The sequence below is a fragment of the Acinetobacter seifertii genome (genome assembly GCF_016064815.1).
Taxonomy (GTDB): Bacteria; Pseudomonadota; Gammaproteobacteria; order Pseudomonadales; family Moraxellaceae; genus Acinetobacter; species Acinetobacter seifertii.
This window is the reverse complement of sequence record NZ_CP065820.1, coordinates 3,299,639-3,316,968: the sequence shown is the minus strand read 5'-3', so window position 1 is coordinate 3,316,968 and position 17,330 is coordinate 3,299,639. Positions and strand designations below refer to the sequence as shown.

The 17,330-nt window shown below is 41.9% G+C and carries 16 protein-coding genes; 15 read left to right on the top strand and 1 reads right to left on the bottom strand.

Translation table 11 applies throughout. The features are described from left to right. Positions 1-44 precede the first annotated feature (44 nt). The 14 genes from nuoC (at position 45) to I8T81_RS15200 (ending at position 15,552) form a co-directional block, all read left to right on the top strand. On the top strand, positions 45-1,832 hold the full coding sequence (gene nuoC / locus I8T81_RS15265; RefSeq protein WP_004703507.1) for an NADH-quinone oxidoreductase subunit C/D: 1,788 nt from the start codon (positions 45-47) through the stop codon (positions 1,830-1,832). A 13-nt stretch (positions 1,833-1,845) separates the two neighbouring features. Beyond that, positions 1,846-2,355, top strand: a complete 510-nt coding sequence (gene nuoE / locus I8T81_RS15260; RefSeq protein WP_003653477.1) for an NADH-quinone oxidoreductase subunit NuoE — start codon at positions 1,846-1,848, stop codon at positions 2,353-2,355. Continuing rightward, positions 2,352-3,683, top strand: a complete 1,332-nt coding sequence (gene nuoF, locus I8T81_RS15255) for an NADH-quinone oxidoreductase subunit NuoF (protein ID WP_004703505.1) — start codon at positions 2,352-2,354, stop codon at positions 3,681-3,683. Before nuoE ends, nuoF begins: the two co-directional genes overlap by 4 nt. Positions 3,684-3,694: 11 nt before the next feature. Continuing rightward, positions 3,695-6,379 carry an NADH-quinone oxidoreductase subunit NuoG gene (gene nuoG, locus I8T81_RS15250; protein WP_198071579.1) on the top strand — a complete coding sequence of 895 codons (2,685 nt, stop codon included), beginning with the start codon at positions 3,695-3,697 and terminating at the stop codon, positions 6,377-6,379. A gap of 3 nt (positions 6,380-6,382) precedes the next feature. Continuing rightward, positions 6,383-7,399: an NADH-quinone oxidoreductase subunit NuoH gene (nuoH, locus tag I8T81_RS15245; protein WP_004703499.1), complete on the top strand. Its 1,017-nt coding sequence runs from the start codon at positions 6,383-6,385 to the stop codon at positions 7,397-7,399. A gap of 18 nt (positions 7,400-7,417) precedes the next feature. Then, positions 7,418-7,960: an NADH-quinone oxidoreductase subunit NuoI gene (nuoI, locus tag I8T81_RS15240; RefSeq protein WP_004703498.1), complete on the top strand. Its 543-nt coding sequence runs from the start codon at positions 7,418-7,420 to the stop codon at positions 7,958-7,960. Beyond that, a complete protein-coding gene (gene nuoJ, locus I8T81_RS15235) occupies positions 7,960-8,478 on the top strand; it encodes an NADH-quinone oxidoreductase subunit J (RefSeq protein WP_014205902.1) in 519 nt (172 codons plus the stop codon). Before nuoI ends, nuoJ begins: the two co-directional genes overlap by 1 nt. Beyond that, positions 8,478-8,786 carry an NADH-quinone oxidoreductase subunit NuoK gene (nuoK, locus tag I8T81_RS15230; protein ID WP_000529822.1) on the top strand — a complete coding sequence of 103 codons (309 nt, stop codon included), beginning with the start codon at positions 8,478-8,480 and terminating at the stop codon, positions 8,784-8,786. Before nuoJ ends, nuoK begins: the two co-directional genes overlap by 1 nt. Beyond that, on the top strand, positions 8,783-10,672 hold the full coding sequence (gene nuoL / locus I8T81_RS15225; protein ID WP_039251652.1) for an NADH-quinone oxidoreductase subunit L: 1,890 nt from the start codon (positions 8,783-8,785) through the stop codon (positions 10,670-10,672). The genes nuoK and nuoL overlap by 4 nt, the downstream gene beginning before the upstream one ends. Position 10,673: 1 nt before the next feature. Further along, positions 10,674-12,272 (top strand): NADH-quinone oxidoreductase subunit M, encoded by a 1,599-nt coding sequence (nuoM, locus tag I8T81_RS15220; protein ID WP_039251650.1) that lies wholly within the window; start codon positions 10,674-10,676, stop codon positions 12,270-12,272. 2 nt (positions 12,273-12,274) lie between these two features. Beyond that, positions 12,275-13,771, top strand: a complete 1,497-nt coding sequence (gene nuoN / locus I8T81_RS15215) for an NADH-quinone oxidoreductase subunit NuoN (protein WP_004703492.1) — start codon at positions 12,275-12,277, stop codon at positions 13,769-13,771. A 100-nt stretch (positions 13,772-13,871) separates the two neighbouring features. Continuing rightward, positions 13,872-14,507 carry a uracil phosphoribosyltransferase gene (gene upp / locus I8T81_RS15210; protein WP_198071578.1) on the top strand — a complete coding sequence of 212 codons (636 nt, stop codon included), beginning with the start codon at positions 13,872-13,874 and terminating at the stop codon, positions 14,505-14,507. A 115-nt stretch (positions 14,508-14,622) separates the two neighbouring features. Continuing rightward, on the top strand, positions 14,623-14,916 hold the full coding sequence (locus I8T81_RS15205) for a cold shock domain-containing protein (RefSeq protein ID WP_004703483.1): 294 nt from the start codon (positions 14,623-14,625) through the stop codon (positions 14,914-14,916). Between the two features lie 159 nt (positions 14,917-15,075). After that, positions 15,076-15,552, top strand: coding sequence for an excalibur calcium-binding domain-containing protein (locus I8T81_RS15200; protein ID WP_227602140.1), 477 nt, complete (start codon positions 15,076-15,078; stop codon positions 15,550-15,552). An 11-nt stretch (positions 15,553-15,563) separates the two neighbouring features. Here I8T81_RS15200 and gigC read toward each other — a convergent pair whose 3' ends face one another. Continuing rightward, positions 15,564-16,451: a LysR family transcriptional regulator GigC gene (gene gigC / locus I8T81_RS15195; protein WP_004703480.1), complete on the bottom strand. Its 888-nt coding sequence runs from the start codon at positions 16,449-16,451 to the stop codon at positions 15,564-15,566. Positions 16,452-16,537: 86 nt separating this feature from the next. On the opposite strand from gigC, the gene I8T81_RS15190 reads away from it, so the two are divergent. Then, a complete protein-coding gene (locus tag I8T81_RS15190; protein ID WP_198071577.1) occupies positions 16,538-17,299 on the top strand; it encodes a ferredoxin--NADP reductase in 762 nt (253 codons plus the stop codon). Positions 17,300-17,330: the final 31 nt, after the last annotated feature.

Genomic DNA, 17,330 nt, shown 5'->3' with positions numbered 1-17,330 from the left:
TCGAGAAAATTGACAGAATTTGTATTAAATAGGAAGCCAAGCCAATGGCTGAAACTGACATTGCTATGCCAGAGTCAACACCAGTTGATTCACGCCCAGCATTTGCAATCGTAGAAGAGCTCAAAACCAAATTTGGTGAGAACTTCTATGTGCAGGCGACTTTTGAAGAGTTTCCAACAGTCTGGGTTGAGCGCGCACGCGTGCAAGAAGTCCTCATGTTCCTGCGTAAAGTGGAACGTCCTTATGTAATGCTGTTTGACTTATCAGCGATGGATGAGCGTTTACGTCAACATCGTGATGGTTTACCAGCATCTGACTTCACTGTGTTCTATCATTTATTATCGCTTGAGCGTAATAGTGACATTCGTATCAAGGTTGCCTTGAACGAAAATGATCTTAACCTCCCGACAGCGACAAATATCTGGCCAAATGCCAACTGGTATGAACGTGAAGCTTACGATATGTTCGGTATCAATTTCGAAGGGCATCCAATGCTCCGTCGTATTTTGTTGCCAACTTATTGGGAAGGTCACCCGCTTCGTAAAGAATATTCAGCACGTGCGACAGAATATACGCCGTACATGCAAGACAAAGCGAAGCAAGATTTCGAACAGGAACACTTACGCTTTGTACCTGAAGATTGGGGTCTTAAGCGTGGTAACGCTGACGAAGACTTCATGTTCTTGAACTTGGGTCCTAACCATCCATCTGCGCACGGTGCGTTCCGTGTTGTATTGCAGTTAGATGGCGAAGAAGTGAAGGACTGTGTACCTGATATCGGTTATCACCACCGTGGTGTGGAAAAGATGGCTGAACGTCAAACATGGCATTCTTTCATTCCTTATACTGACCGTGTTGACTACTTAGGTGGTTGTGCTCAAAACATGCCGTATGTCATGGCTGTAGAGCAAATGGCAGGTATTAAAGTTCCTGAACGTGCGCAAGTGATTCGTGTCATGTTGAACGAATTGTTCCGTATTAATAACCACTTATTATTCTGTGGTACGGCAATTCAGGATGCCGGTGGTATGACACCAGTATTCTATATGTTCGCAGACCGTCAAAAAGTTTACGACATTGTTGAGGCAATCACGGGTTACCGTATGCACCCAGCATGGTTCCGTATTGGTGGTACAGCACACGACCTTCCAAACAACTGGCAAAAACTTGTTAAAGAGTTGCTAGAGTGGATGCCTAAACGTTTGAACGAATACTACACAGCTGCACTTAAAAACTCTGTGTTTATTGGTCGTACACGTAATGTTGCTCAATACGATGCAAAATCTGCGCTTGCGTGGGGTGTAACTGGTACTGGTTTACGTGCAACAGGTATTGATTTCGACGTACGTAAATATCGTCCATACAGTGGCTATGAAAACTTTGATTTTGATGTGCCAGTTGAGTATGAAGGCGATGCATACGCTCGTGTACTTGTTCACTTCCGTGAAATTACTGAGTCACTCAAAATTATCAAACAGTGTTTGGATAACATGCCTTCTGGTCCATATAAAGCGGATCACCCATTGGCTGTGCCACCACCAAAAGATAAGACATTACAAGACATTGAAACCTTGATTACGCACTTCTTAAGCGTGTCATGGGGTCCTGTTATGCCTGCTGGTGAATCATCATTCATGACAGAAGTTGTGAAAGGTGCAAGTACTTATTACTTGACTTCAGATAAAGCGACCATGAGTTATCGTACTCGTATTCGTACACCGACGTTTACTCACTTACAGCAAATGCCTTCAGTGATTAACGGAAGTTTAGTATCTGACTTAATCATTTATCTGGCGACCATTGACGTGGTTATGGCTGACGTGGATCGCTAAGAGGTAACACATAATGATGATTTTGACTGATAAAAAACCACGTGTGAATGTTGAAGGAATTTTGACTGCGGAAGAAATTCACGACATCGAACATCACATTGGTCACTATCCGTACCCACGTGCAGCCTCTTTGGATGCTTTGAAGTGCGTACAGCGCCGTAATGGTTGGGTAGATGACGCTCAAATGAATGCCATCGCACAGTTGTTGTCGATGAGTGTTGCTGATTTGGAAGGTGTTGCAACATTTTACAACCGTATCTATCGCCATCCGGTAGGTCGTCACGTAATTTTGCTTTGTGACTCAATTGCTTGCTTCTTAATGGGTGCTGAAACACTTGCTGAAGCATTCCAGCGTGAATTAGGTATTCAGTATGGTCAGACGACACCAGATGGTCGTTTTACACTGCTACCAATTTGCTGTCTAGGCAACTGTGACAAAGGCCCAACGTTAATGATTGATGAAGATACTCACGGTTTAGTGGAAGTGACATCAATCAAACAGTTATTGGAGAAGTATGTATGAATACCGAACCAAAACCAATTTATGGCGACGGTAATCCGGAAACTCATCCACTGACTTGGCGTTTAAGCAAACAAGAAGCAGTACGTAGCGCTGACGATTACGAAGCACTTGAAGGTTATGCAGGCTTTAAAAAAGCATTAGGTATGAAACCTGCTGAAGTGTTAGATGTCATTAAAGCTGCAACTGTAAAGGGTCGTGGTGGTGCAGGCTTCCCAGCAGGGATCAAATGGTCTCTTATGGCACCAAATGATGGTGGCCCACGTTACTTAATCTGTAACGCCGATGAGATGGAACCAGGTACCTTTAAAGACCGTTTGTTGATGGAAAAACTTCCTCACCAATTGATCGAAGGTATGTTGATTGCAGGTTATACCTTAGAAGCAACTCAAGGTTATATCTTCATTCGTGGCGAATACATCGAGGCTGCACAATACCTAAATGAAGCGCTTGAGCAAATTCGCGCTAAAGGTTACTTAGGTGACAACATTTTAGGTTCTGGCTGGAACTTCGAGTTACACGTGCATACAGGCGCAGGTCGTTATATCTGCGGTGAGGAAACTGCATTGATTAACTCACTTGAAGGCCGCCGTGCTAACCCACGTACTAAACCACCATTCCCGCAAGTTGCTGGTGCATGGGGTCGTCCTACGATTGTGAACAACGTTGAAACTTATAACAACTTGCCAGCAATCATGCTTCGTGGTCCAGAGTGGTATATCGGTTTATCAGCTGGTAAATCAAAAGATCCAGGCACTAAGATTTATGGTGCGTCAGGTAAAGTTAAATTCCCTGGTCTTTGGGAACTTCCATTTGGTACGACTGCTCGTGAAGTAATTGAAGATCATGCTGGTGGTATGCGTGAAGGCTTAAAGCTTAAAGCATGGCTACCAGGTGGTGCGTCTACTGACTTTTTACCTGCAGATACCATTGATTTACCAATGGATGCAGACACTATTATGAAAGCAGGTTCTCGTTTGGGAACATGTTTGTTGATGGTGGTAGATGAAACTCAATGTATGGTATCGCTCACTCGTAACTTAGAAGAGTTCTTTGCGCGCGAATCATGCGGTTTCTGTACACCATGCCGTGATGGTTTGCCATGGGCTGTTAAAGCGCTTAAAGCACTTGAGACAGGTGAAGGTAAGAAAGAAGATATCGATCATTTACAAGAGTTAACTCGTAAATTGTGGATTGGTAAAACTTTCTGTGCCCACGCACCAGGTGCGATGGAGCCGCTTATGGGCGCACTCAAACATTTCCGTGGTGAGTTTGAAGCGAAAGTGACGAATCGTCCTGTCGTGCAAACCAGCAACGTAGAACAAGCTTAAGGAATTCGACTATGGCTACAATTCATGTCGATGGAAAATCGTATGAAGTCAACGGCTCGGAAAACTTGCTACAAGCATGTTTGAGTCTGGGCATCGACATCCCATATTTTTGTTGGCATCCATCCTTAGGTTCGGTTGGTTCTTGCCGTCAATGTGCCGTAACTCAGTATGCAAATCCTGAAGATACGCGCGGACGTCTTGTGATGTCATGCATGACGCCAGCATCTGACAATACCTATATCTCGATTGAAGACAAAGAAGCTACGGATTTCCGTGCGTCTATTGTTGAATTCTTAATGACGAATCACCCACACGATTGTCCAGTATGTGAAGAGGGTGGTCACTGTCATTTACAAGATATGACTGTAATGACAGGTCATGACCGTCGTCGTTATCGTTTTACAAAACGTACGCACTATAACCAAGAACTCGGCTCGTTCATCGCGCATGAAATGAACCGTTGTATTGCTTGTTATCGTTGTGTTCGTTACTACAAAGACTATGCTGGCGGTACGGACTTTGGTGTATATGCGAATGCGTCACGTGTTTACTTTGGTCGTCCAGAGTCAGGTACTTTAGAGTCTGAATTCTCTGGTAACTTGACTGAAGTATGTCCAACAGGTGTATTTACCGATAAGACTCATTCAGAGCGCTATAACCGTAAATGGGATATGCAATATGCACCAAGCGTGTGTCATGGCTGTTCTTCAGGTTGTAATATTTCCCCGGGTGAGCGTTATGGCGAAATCCGTCGTGTAGAAAACCGCTTCAATGGTTCGGTTAACCAATACTTCCTTTGTGACAAAGGTCGTTTTGGCACAGGTTATGTCAACCGTGCAGATCGTCCGCGTCAACCTCAATTCCGCAATGGTGAAACAGTAGCAACTGTTTCAGTTGACCAAGCTTTAGATCAGGCAATTGCGAAACTTGAAGGTAAGAAAGTTTTAGGTATTGGTTCACCACGTGCAAGTTTAGAATCAAACTACGCATTACGTGAACTTGTAGGTCAGGCAAACTATTCAACAGGTGTTGCACAAAAAGAGCAAAATCTTGTTGAGCTTGCAGCTTCAATCATGCAAACAGAGGGTATTTACAACCCGAACATGCGTGAAATTGAAGGCTATGATGCAGTATTAATTTTGGGTGAAGATTTAACTCAAACAGCACCTCGTATGGCATTGTCAGTTCGTCAAGCTGCGAAAAACAAAGCTCGCGAAATGGCTGCAAAAACACGTACACCAGATTGGTTAGCTGAGCCTGTACAACGTATTGGTCAGGAAGCGAAGTCTCCGATCTATATCTTGGCTGCAACTCAAACTCGTCTTGCTGATGTTGCGACTGGTGAAGTGGTTGCATCTCCAAACGACATCGCGCGTTTAGGCTTTGCAGTTGCTGCAGCAGTTAAAGGTGAAGTTGTAAGTGGTTTAGATGACGATGCAAAAGCATTTGCACAAACTATTGCCGACACTTTAAAAGCAGCAAACAAACCGTTAATTATTGCGGGTACGAGCTTGCAAGATGCTTCAATTATGGAAGCTGCGGCAGAGTTAACGCAAAACCTTGGTTCAAAAGCTGGTTTAAGCCTTGTTGTTCCTGAAGTGAATTCTATGGGCTTGGCATTGTTTGGCGGTTTAAGCCTTGAACAAGCATTTGCTCAAGACTACGACACACTTGTGATTGTTGAAAATGACTTGTTCCGTCGCTTACCGGCTGCTCAAGTTAAAGCAGCACTTGATAAAGCTGAAACAGTAATCGTGCTTGATCACAGCGAAACAGAAACTGTGAAACAGGCGGATATTGTACTTTCAGCATCAAGCTTTGCTGAAGGTGATGGTACTGTTGTAAGCCAAGAAGGCCGTGCACAGCGCTTCTACCAAGTTTACGATCCAAGCTACTACAAGCCTGAATACGCGATTAAAGAATCTTGGCGTTGGTTGCATGCCATTGAAACTGGTCTTAAAGGTAAGCCAGTTGATTGGACATTGCTTGATGACGTGATCGAAACTATCGTTAAAAATGTTCCTGTGCTTGAAGCAATTCAAGACGTTGCACCAGATGCAGGCTACCGTGTACATGGTTTGAAAATTGCGCGAGAACCACGTCGTTATTCTGGTCGTACAGCAATTCGTGCACCTTTATCGGTTCATGAACCTAAACAGCCAACAGATCCAGACTCAGCATTAACATTCTCTATGGAAGGTTATGTTGGTCCACAAAATGCATCTTCACTTGTACCATTTGCGTGGGCTCCGGGTTGGAACTCTCCACAATCTTGGAACAAATACCAAGATGAAGTGGGCGGTCACTTAAAAGGTGGTGATTCGGGCATTCGTTTATTCGATCGTTTAGCAAAACGTCCAGCACGTAGTTATGTTGCTCCAAGTGCTGTAGTTGCAAACCCTGAAAGCTTCCGTCTTGTACCAATGCACCACATCTTTGGTTCTGGTGAATTCACGATTAAAACACCTGCAATGGAAACTCGTATTCCAGAAGCTATGTTTGCAGTTGGTGAGCAAGATGCAACGCGTTTGAATTTGCAAGAAGGCCAACGTATTACAGTTAAAGCAGGCGAAACTACAGTGAGCTTGCCTGTACAAGTAATTGAATACTTACCTACAGGTTATATCGGTTACCCAGTTGGTTTAGCACCAACAGTATCGTTAGCTGAGCCTGTTTCAGTGGCTTTAGGAGTGTAATTCATGAATCAAGAAATTATACGTCAAACGCCACTTTGGGCTGAGAACTGGCCAATTGCTTATGCAGTTGTTCAAGCAGTTGTGATTTTGCTTGTTGTTGTTCTTGTTGCTGCGTTGATGTCTTTTATTGAGCGTCGTTTACTTGCTTGGTGGCAAGACCGTTATGGTCCAAACCGTGTTGGTCCTGGTGGTATGTTCCAGATCGTTGCCGACATGCTCAAGATCATGTTCAAAGAAGACTGGACACCAAAATTTGCTGATAAATTAACTTTCCGCTTAGCTCCGGCAGTTGCGATGGCAACTGCGGTGCTTTCGTTCATGGTTATCCCAGTGAGTCCTTCACTGGGTGTTGCCGACATGAGCATCGGTTTGTTGTTCTTTATGGCAATGGCTGGTATTGCAGTCTATGCAGTCTTATTTGGTGGCTGGGCTTCAAATAACAAATACTCATTGCTTGGTGGCTTACGTTCAGCTGCTCAAACCATTTCTTATGAAGTGTTCTTGGGTATCTCGTTAATGGGTGTGGTTGCAATTGCAGGTTCATTCAACCTTCGTGAAATTGTTGAAGCACAACGCGATGTTTGGTTCGTTATTCCACAATTCTTAGGTTTCTTGATTTTTGTGGTTGCTGGTGTTGCGGTAACTCACCGTCATCCATTTGACCAACCAGAAGCAGAACAAGAATTGGCTGAAGGTTACCATGTTGAATATGGCGGTATGAAATGGGGTATGTTCTTCGTTGCTGAATATGTCAACGTTGTACTTATCTCTGCATTGATCGTGACTTTATTCTTTGGTGGCTGGTTAGCGCCATTCAATTTAGAAATTCCATTTGTTCCACCAGTATTCTGGTTTGTGATTAAAACAGCATTCTTTGTAATGATGTTTGTATTGGCACGTGGTTCTTTAATGCGTCCACGTTATGACCAAGTCATGAACTTTGGTTGGAAAATTTGTTTGCCATTGGCGTTGGTCAACTTGTTAGTGACTGGTGCTGTGATTCTGATGAATCAGGCCTAGGACAGCAGGGAGTACAAAATGTATAAATTTCTAGCTGGATTCGGATCAATTGTACGTTCGTTGTTTATGGTATTTAGCCATGCAACGCGTAAACGTGACACGATTTTATATCCAGAAGTACCGGCTGAACAAATTGTGCCGCCACGCTTTCGTGGTCGTATCGTATTAACGCGTGACCCAGATGGGGAAGAACGTTGTGTGGCATGTAACCTTTGTGCGGTTGCATGTCCAGTTGGCTGTATTTCACTACAAAAAGCAGAAAAAGAAGATGGGCGTTGGTATCCGGAGTTTTTCCGTATCAACTTCTCTCGTTGTATTTTCTGCGGTATGTGTGAAGAAGCATGTCCAACGACAGCGATTCAAATGACTCCAGATTTCGAGTTGGGCGAATACGTACGTCAAGACCTTGTATATGAGAAAGAAAACTTACTCATTTCAGGTCCAGGTAAATACCCAGACTACAACTTCTACCGTGTAACTGGTATGGCTGTTAGCGGTAAAGAGAAAGGTCAAGCACAAAAAGAAAGTGCACCAATCGATGTACGGAGTCTATTACCATGATGTGGCCGTTTTATTTGATGGCGCTCGTGGCCATCGTTTCTACGGTTCGTGTAGTTACTAACACGAACCCTGTACATGCATTGCTTAGTCTGATTGTTTCATTACTTGCAGTTGCTGGTATTTTCATGATCGTAGGTGCGCCGTTTGCTGGCGCCCTCGAAATCATTGTTTATGCTGGTGCAATTATGGTCTTGTTCGTATTTGTGGTGATGATGCTTAACTTAGGGCAACACACTGTTGAACAAGAGCGTAAATGGCTTTCTTCAGATGCTTGGGCATATCCAGCACTCATGAGCTTTTTACTTGGCTTACTTTTAGTTTGGATGCTTGGTGGTGAATATACAACCATCTCTGCACCACTTGGAGCACAAGTAATTGGACCAAAAGTTGTTGGTCAAGCGCTCTTTACTCACTACTTATTATTGGTTGAAGTTGCCGCGATGTTATTGCTAGCAGCCCTTGTTGCAGCATACCACTTAGGTAAACGTGAACCAGGTGCAGAAGAGGAAAAAGAATAATGGGCCAGATCCCTTTAGAACATGGTTTGATTGTTGCAACCATTCTTTTTGCACTCGGTTTTTACGGTGTAATGGTGCGACGCAACCTACTATTTATGTTAATGAGCCTTGAAATCATGATGAATGCTGCTGCGTTAGCATTCGTTCTTGCGGGTAGTGTATGGGCACAACCAGATGGACAAGTGATGTTCATTCTGATTTTAACCCTTGCTGCGGCAGAGGCGTGTATCGGTCTTGCGATTGTCCTTCAGTTCTATCATCGCTTCCATCATTTGGATGTGGATGCTGCTAGTGAGATGCGCGGATGAGTTATTTATATCTAACAGTATTATTTCCGCTAATCGGTTTTATTTTATTGGCGGCAGGGCGTGATAAGCTTTCTGAAAATGTTGCAGCAATTATTGGTGTGGGTTCTGTAGGTTTATCTGCATTATTTGCATTGATTGCTGGTATGGCATTTACCAATAGCGGTCAGCAGGTTTTTGTTCAAAACCTTTGGACATGGTTCAATGTTGGTGGTTTCGCTCCTGGCATTAGCTTACATTTAGATGGCTTATCTTTACTTATGATGGGCATGATCACTGGTGTTGGTTTCCTAATCCACATCTTTGCATCATGGTACATGCGTGGTGAAGAAGGTTATGCGCGCTTCTTCTCTTATTTCAACCTATTCGTTGCAAGCATGCTTGTGCTTGTATTGGGTGACAACTTAGCGTTGTTATTCTTAGGTTGGGAAGGGGTAGGTCTTTGCTCTTACTTGCTCATCGGTTTCTATTATGCAAACCCTGCAAATGGTTGGGCAGCGATCAAAGCATTTACAGTTACCCGCGTAGGTGACGTATTCTTACTTATCGCTTTATTCTTGCTTTACCAACAATTTGGTACACTGAATACTCAGTACATCGTTGAACATGCAGCAGAAGTAATGACGAAGAGTTCGTCACTTACCATCTGGACTGCGTTAATGTTGTTCTTGGGTGCTGCTGGTAAATCTGCTCAAATTCCATTGCAAACATGGTTGGCAGATGCGATGGCAGGTCCAACACCTGTTTCTGCATTAATCCACGCAGCAACAATGGTAACGGCTGGTGTGTACTTATGCTGCCGTTTATTCAGCGTATTTGAGCTTGCACCTGAAGTGATGCAATTCATTTCGGTAACAGGTGCTGTAACTTTATTAGTTGCAGGCTTTGCTGCTCTTGTGCAAACAGACATCAAACGTATTTTGGCTTACTCAACAATGAGTCAGCTTGGTTATATGTTTATGGCTGTAGGTGCAGAAGCTTACCAAGCTGGCTTGTTCCACATGTTGGCTCACGCATTCTTCAAAGCATTATTATTCTTGTCTTCTGGTGCAGTTATTCTTGCTTACCATCACGAACAAAATATTTTCAAAATGGGCGGTTTGTTCTACAAAAACAAATTCCTATTTGCATGTTTCGCGATTGGTGGCGGTGCATTAGCAGCGATTCCATTCTTAACAATCGGCTTCTTCTCAAAAGATGCGATTCTTGGTGAAGTTTGGGTACAAGGTCAATCAGTTGCTCTATACCATACCTTATATTGGGCTGGTGTAGCAGGTGCGTTCCTGACTTCAATCTATACCTTCCGTTTAATCTGGGTTGTATTCTTCGGTAAAGAAAATACACATTACCATGAGATTAAAGGTGCAACTTACTGGGCGCCATTAGGTATCTTGGCAGTATTGTCTACTTTTGTGGGCGCTGCACTAAAAGGTCCTGTAGCTGGTATTTTAAATACAGCGAAAATTCCTGAATTCCACGTTGCTGAACAGTTTGTAGAAGGCATGCATGGAGCAGAGCATTTAGCTGTAGGTATTGCGCTTGCTGGTTTAGCGGTTGGTATTGGTTTGTTTGCATTTGCTTACGGTGCAGTGAAATCGTTTGCTCAAACAAGTCTTGGTGCTGGCTTAGCTCATATTTGTCGTACTGCATTTGGTTTCGATGCGTTGTATGACATCGTTTTTGTTAAACCTTATTTATTCTTCGCCAAACTATTTGGTCGTGATCCAATTGATAGCTTGTGGCTTGTGCTTCCTGCGCTTGTTAAAGGCGGAAACAGTTTTACAAGCTCACGTCAAACAGGTTCATTGCGTGAATACGCATCAAGCATGTCACTCGGTGTAGTGGTGTTATTGATGATCTTGATCGTTATTCAGGTAGTGGGGAAATAAAATGGAAAACAATTTAATTTTACCCGCGCTGATCCTTGTTCCGTTCATTGCAGGTTTTGCTTGTTGGTTAGTCGATAAACTCGACAAAACTTTGCCACGCTGGATTGCCTTAATTGGTATGCTCATTACTTTGGGCTTAGGTCTTGCACTTTGGCAAAGTGGTACTTATACATACGAGTTGGGCTCAAAAGTCCCAACTTGGTCAGCTGAGTTCTATTTACCGTGGATTAAATCTCTCGGTATTGGCATTCACTTAGCAGTGGATGGCTTGTCTTTACTCATGGTGTTGTTAACAGCTTTACTTGGTGTACTTGCTGTTGGTTGCTCATGGGGCGAGATTCAAAAGAACGTTGGTTTCTTCCACTTAAACTTATTATGGAGTTTAGGTGGCGTTATTGGCGTGTTCTTGGCAATCGATTTGTTCCTATTCTTCTTCTTCTGGGAGATGATGCTTGTACCAATCTACTTCTTGATTGCGTTATGGGGTCATAAAGGTTCAAACGGCCGTTCACGTGTTTACGCTGCAACTAAGTTCTTCTTATATACGCAAATCGCTGGTTTAGTGATGTTAATCGGTATCCTTGGCCTTGTGGTCTATGGCTACATGATGACTGGTATGATCGGTTTTGATTACAACTATTTATTAGCTGTAGCGAATCGTTTACCTGCTGGCTTCGCGTATGGTTTCATGATCTGCTTCTTTATTGGTTTTGCAGTGAAGTTACCAGTTTTCCCATTGCACGGCTGGTTACCAGATGCGCATGCTCAAGCTCCTACAGCGGGTTCTGTAGACTTGGCTGGTATCTTGATTAAGACAGCAGCGTACGGTTTGCTCCGTTTTGTAATTCCATTCTTCCCAGCAGCTTCTGCACAGTTTGCAGATATTGCGATTATTTTCGGTTTGATTGGTATTTTCTACGGCGCTTGGTGTGCTTACCAGCAAACTGACATGAAACGTTTACTTGCGTATACGTCGATTTCACACATGGGCTTCATTTTACTTGCAATCTATGCAGGTAATATTTTGACCTTCCAAGGTTTAATGATCATGATGTTGGCACATGGTTTGTCATCTGCTGCATTGTTCATTATGTCTGGTCAAATCTACGAGCGCTTGCATACACGTGATTTGCGTTTGATGGGTGGTCTTCGTGGTCAACTCCAATACTTACCATTCTTCTTAATGTTCTTCGTAGCTGCTCTTGTTGGTGTGCCAGGTTTAGGTAACTTTATTGGTGAATTCCTGATTTTGATGGGTTCATTTAATAAATATCCTGCCTTCACGATTCTTGCTTCTATCAGCCTTGTATTTGCAGGTTTATATGGCTTGATCTTGATTCACCGTGCTTTATTTGGTGAGCCAAACCCTGAACAAAAGCAACACTACACTAGTCCATTAAAAGACTTATCTGCTCGTGAAGTTGTTATTTTGATGATTTGTGCGATTGGTCTCGTTTGGCTTGGTATCTTCCCACAAACATTCTTGGATGTATCTCATTCAAGTATGCAGTGGTTGGTCAATAGTTATGTGCCAGTACAAGAAGTCGTTGAAACTGTTCAGCAAACAGCTACTCAACTTGACCATGTGGAGATCCAATAATCATGAACTTCACAGTATCATTCTCTACGATTATGCCATTAGCGCCTGTGATGATTGTTGCGTTGACAACAGTCGTCGTCATGTTGCTCATTGCAATTAAGCGTAACCATAATTTAATCGCAACAACTTCTGTTGTCGGTTTAAACCTTGCTGCACTTTATATCTTGCTAGAACTATTTGGCGGTAAATTTGTACCGGCAAATGTGATGGGCATGTTTATGGTTGATCCATTTACATTGTTCTATCAGTTCATGATTTTAGTTGCATCATTGGCGTGTTGTACTTTGTCTCATGCTTATATTGAGACTTATAAAGACAACCGTGAAGAACTCTATCTTTTGTTACTTGCTTCTGTAGCAGGTGCAATGTTGATGGTTGCAAGTTCTCACTATGCATCTTTCTTTATTAGCCTTGAGTTAATGTCGATTCCTGTATACGGCTTACTTGCTTATACATATCAACGTAGCCAATCGCTTGAAGCGGGTATTAAGTATCTTGTACTTTCTGCAACAGCTTCTGCGATGTTGTTGATGGGTATGGCGTATATCTACGCTTACACTGGTTCGCTTTCATTCTATGATTCTGTTCAAGCTTTATTTGGCGCAATCAAACAGCCAATGGTGTTATTAGGTTTAGCACTTATTATCTTTGCTGTTGCATTCAAATTATCGCTTGCACCGTTCCACAAATGGACACCAGATGTATATGCAGGTGCTCCAGCTCCAATGGCAACTTTCTTAGCGACTGCTGCTAAGGTTGCAACTATTGGTTTGTTCGTACGTTATTTGCTTGCTTCTGGCGCAATCATGGTGAACTCGCTAGTGACTGTTTTGACAATCATTGCTGTATTGTCAATTTTAGTCGGTAACTTGCTCGCTGTTCGTCAAGTGAACTTAAAACGTATTTTGGGTTATTCATCTATTGCTCACTTTGGTTATTTGTTAATTGCTTTAATTAGCATGACATATGCGAGCTTAGGTAGCGTAACTGTGTATGTGGTGACTTATGTATTAACAACTATTGGTGCCTTTGGTGCAGTAGCGTTAATGTCTAGCCCATATAACAACGTAGATGAAGCTCAAAGCCTTGCAGACTACCGTGGTTTGTTCTGGCGCCGTCCAGTACTTACAGCAACATTAACAGTCATGATGTTATCTTTGGCTGGTATTCCATTAACAGCAGGCTTCATTGGTAAGTTCTTGGTTGTTATGGCTGCTGTAACGACTCAACACTGGTTCTTAGCTGCAATGATTATTGTGGGTAGTGGTATTGGTTTGTATTACTACTTACGTGTGATGGTTGTGATGTATATGACTCCACCTGAAACTCCTCGTATTGATGCTGATGCACATTGGGGACAAAAAGTGGGTGGTTTGATGGTATTAGCTGCTGCTGCATTAGTGATTATTTTGGGTGTATATCCAGATCCAATGATTAATTTGGCATTAAAAGCAGAAATTTTATCTCCATTACATTTCATGCTTTCGCAACAACAATAATTCTTGTGTACAAAAAAGCCTCCAAATATGGAGGCTTTTTTTTATTGGTAGTTAAAAAAAGATTATAATAAATACGTTTTTATATTTTTAGGTAACATCTGTGGTCATTCAAGAAATTCGTCACCCACTTATTCGTCATAAATTAGGTTTATTACGTCGTGCTGACATCAGTACTAAGAATTTCCGTGAGCTTGCTCAAGAAGTGACTATGTTATTGACATATGAAGCAACGAAAGATTTACCAGTTGTGGATTGCGAAATTGATGGATGGGCTGGAACTGTTACTACTCAGCGTATTGCTGGTAAAAAAATAACGATTGTACCGATTTTACGTGCTGGTATTGGTATGCTTGATGGCGTGCTTAATCTGATTCCAAGTGCAAAAGTAAGTGTGTTAGGTCTTGAGCGTAACGAAGAGACTTTGGAAGTACGTACTTACTATAAAAAGCTAGTTCCAGATGTGGCTAACCGTATTGCAATGATTATCGATCCTATGCTGGCAACAGGTAACTCTTTGGTTGCTGCAATTGATGTGTTAAAGGCAAGTGGATGTAAAGATATTCGTGTTATGGTATTGGTTGCAGCTCCTGAAGGAATTGCAAAAGTTGAGGCAGCACATCCTGACATTCAGCTTTATACTGCATCTATTGATGACGGCTTAAATGAACAAGGTTATATCGTTCCTGGTTTAGGCGATGCTGGCGACAAGATTTTTGGTAGTGTTCAAAAAGATTAATTTTTGAAATAGTCATAAAAAAAGAGACTTCATCAAACCGTATTTTTTAACAGCGGAATTGAAAGTCTCTTTTTATTTACAGCAACGATTGGATGGGAAAAGTAGGGGAAAGATCATGAAACAAGAGTTTTATATTGGAAGAGTAAAACAATATAACGCCGATAAGGGGTTTGGTTTTATTTCGACCACTGAAGGAGATATTTTCTTTCATATTTCTGACTTTCCTGCATCAGAAGGTGAGCCGAAAAGAAATGAAAAAGTGAGATTTCTTGCGGCTGACAATCAAGGGAAATTTAAAGCGATCAAAATTGAGCGTGTTGACACGAATCCTGCGAAAACCAAAAAAAATAAAATTGCGGATCACAATAAAGCGATCACGAGTGAGTTATTGTCAAATTTTCGACGTTAATAATGAGCTAAATGTAATATATTAAAAACACTTAAATAATGAATGTACTAGACAAGTGTTTTGATGCGTTCAGAAAGATTAAGTGATTTAGAATTAAGGGAGATATTAATTTCCCTTAATTTTCTTAAAAATGAATAATAAGATAAAGAATGGGGAAATATGGTTCAACGGGGAAAAATTAAACGCAGCAAATTCAAGCTGAGTTCACGTGAGTACATCAGTATATTTATCGTTGGCATCTTGGTTGTTGTTGCGTGTGTGACTTTTATTGTATTGCACTATCGTCAACAGGCTCAGCAGCGTGCATCACATGAAAAAGTACAATTATTAATAGAGCAACAGAAGCAGATTATTAAGGAACAGCATGCAGCTTTGGGCAAATTGCCAGATATACAACTTTCTGAGAAAACGAAAAAGGCTTTAGCATTAACTCCTCAAACAGTTACTTCTCAAACAGCCCCAGCTCCGAAACGAGTAAATGATGAAACATCGGCTTTTCATTGTGATGGGCGTGAGCATTGTTCGCAAATGCATTCTTTAGAAGAGGCACGTTGGTTTGTAAGAAATTGCCCGAACACTAAAATGGATGGAGATCATGACGGTGAGCCATGTGAAAATGATTCACGATGGCATTAGAAGATCAGGCTTTAAGCCTGATCTTCATCGCAGAATTTTAAAAATGCTTTAAGACCTGGGCCTTGATATTTTTGGCGATGTACCAGCATATAAAGTGGACGGGTCAGTTGCCAAAATGGTGTATCTAAAATAACGAGTTGACCTTTCTCACTTAAAGGTTCAATCGCTAATCTAGAAATACAAGACATTCCTAAGCCACCTGCCACTATTTTCAAGATTGCTTCATTATGACCAAGCGTTAAGCGAATGTTGGCATCTGGTAGATCTTGCAAAATTGCATTATCAAAGACTTCACGCGTACCAGATCCCTCTTCACGTAAAATCCATTCTACGTCATGAAAATCTTGAGGTGTAAGCGGGCGATTTAAACGAGTTAAAGGATGATCTGGTGAACAGCATACTGCTAACTCATCATCACGCCAATGAATACACTGGAGTTGGGGTAAGTGACAAGAACCTTCAATTAAAGCTAAATCTAATTGGAACTGATTTACTGCTTCAATCATTTGGCGTGTATTACCCACTTGAAGTTGTAAATGTGCTTGCGGATGACGTTGTAAAAAGTTAGCCATTAAATCAGGCATTAAATAGTCGCTAATGGTTAAAGTCGCACCGATACGCAAATCGATACTTTGTAATTCACCCTTGGCAGCTTGTTCAAATGCTTCACAACGTCCTAATATTTCTAATGCTTGAGGAAGTAAAAAACGTCCAAGATCATTAAGCTGTAAGCGCTTACCTAAACGATCAAATAAAGGAGCACCTAAGCCGTCTTCTAAATCGGCTAAAGCCATACTAGCTGCACTTTGCGTCAGTCTGACCGCATCACTGGCTTTAGTAACGGTTCCTTCTTGGGCGACTGCTACAAAAACAGCCAACTGGCGTAATGTCATCCGCATGTTTAAAAAGCCTTAACGTTTAAAAGTATTCATTATTTCGGCTGTCATGCTAACATGAGCGCACTATTTCATGCCACGTTGAAATCATGTCAATTGAAAAATTTAGCGTAGAAAAAGTTTTATCAGTTCATCGTTGGACCCCAACACTTTTCAGCTTTACCATGACTCGCCCTTCGCATTTTAAATTTACCGCAGGTCAGTTTGCGCGTATAGGTTTAAAGGTGGGGGAGGAACTGGTTGTCCGTGCTTATTCGGTGGTGTCTTCTCCATTTGATGAAACGCTAGAGTTCTTCTCAATTGTTGTACCAGATGGTGCCTTCACTTCGAATTTACAGCATTTGCAAGTCGGTGATGAGCTTTATTTGGAAAAAATTCCATATGGCTATCTGACTTTGGCGCGTTATCAGCAACCTTTACCGCATGATTTATGGTTATTAGCAACAGGTACAGGTTTGGCTCCATTTTTGTCGATGCTACAAGACTTTGAAACTTGGTCTAATTATCAAAAGATTAATTTGGTTTATAGCGTCCGTACGGAAGATGAATTGGCATATGTCGATCGTATTCAAGAGATTGCTGAAACGTTTGGGGAAGGGCATAACGGCTTTAAATTTATTCCTATTATTACCCGAGACTCAACAGCGCCGTTGCATGAGCGCTTACCGGTTTTAATCGAAAATGGTGAGTTAGAAAAAGCAGCAGGTCTGGAACTTAATTCAGCAAATAGTCACGTTATGTTATGTGGAAACCCACAAATGGTAGATGATACCAAAGAGGCTTTAAAACGCCGTGGTTTGACAATGAATCGTCGTGGTGAAGGAAATATTGCGGTAGAAAATTATTGGTAAAAACCGAAAATAAAATATTTTAAGAAAACTT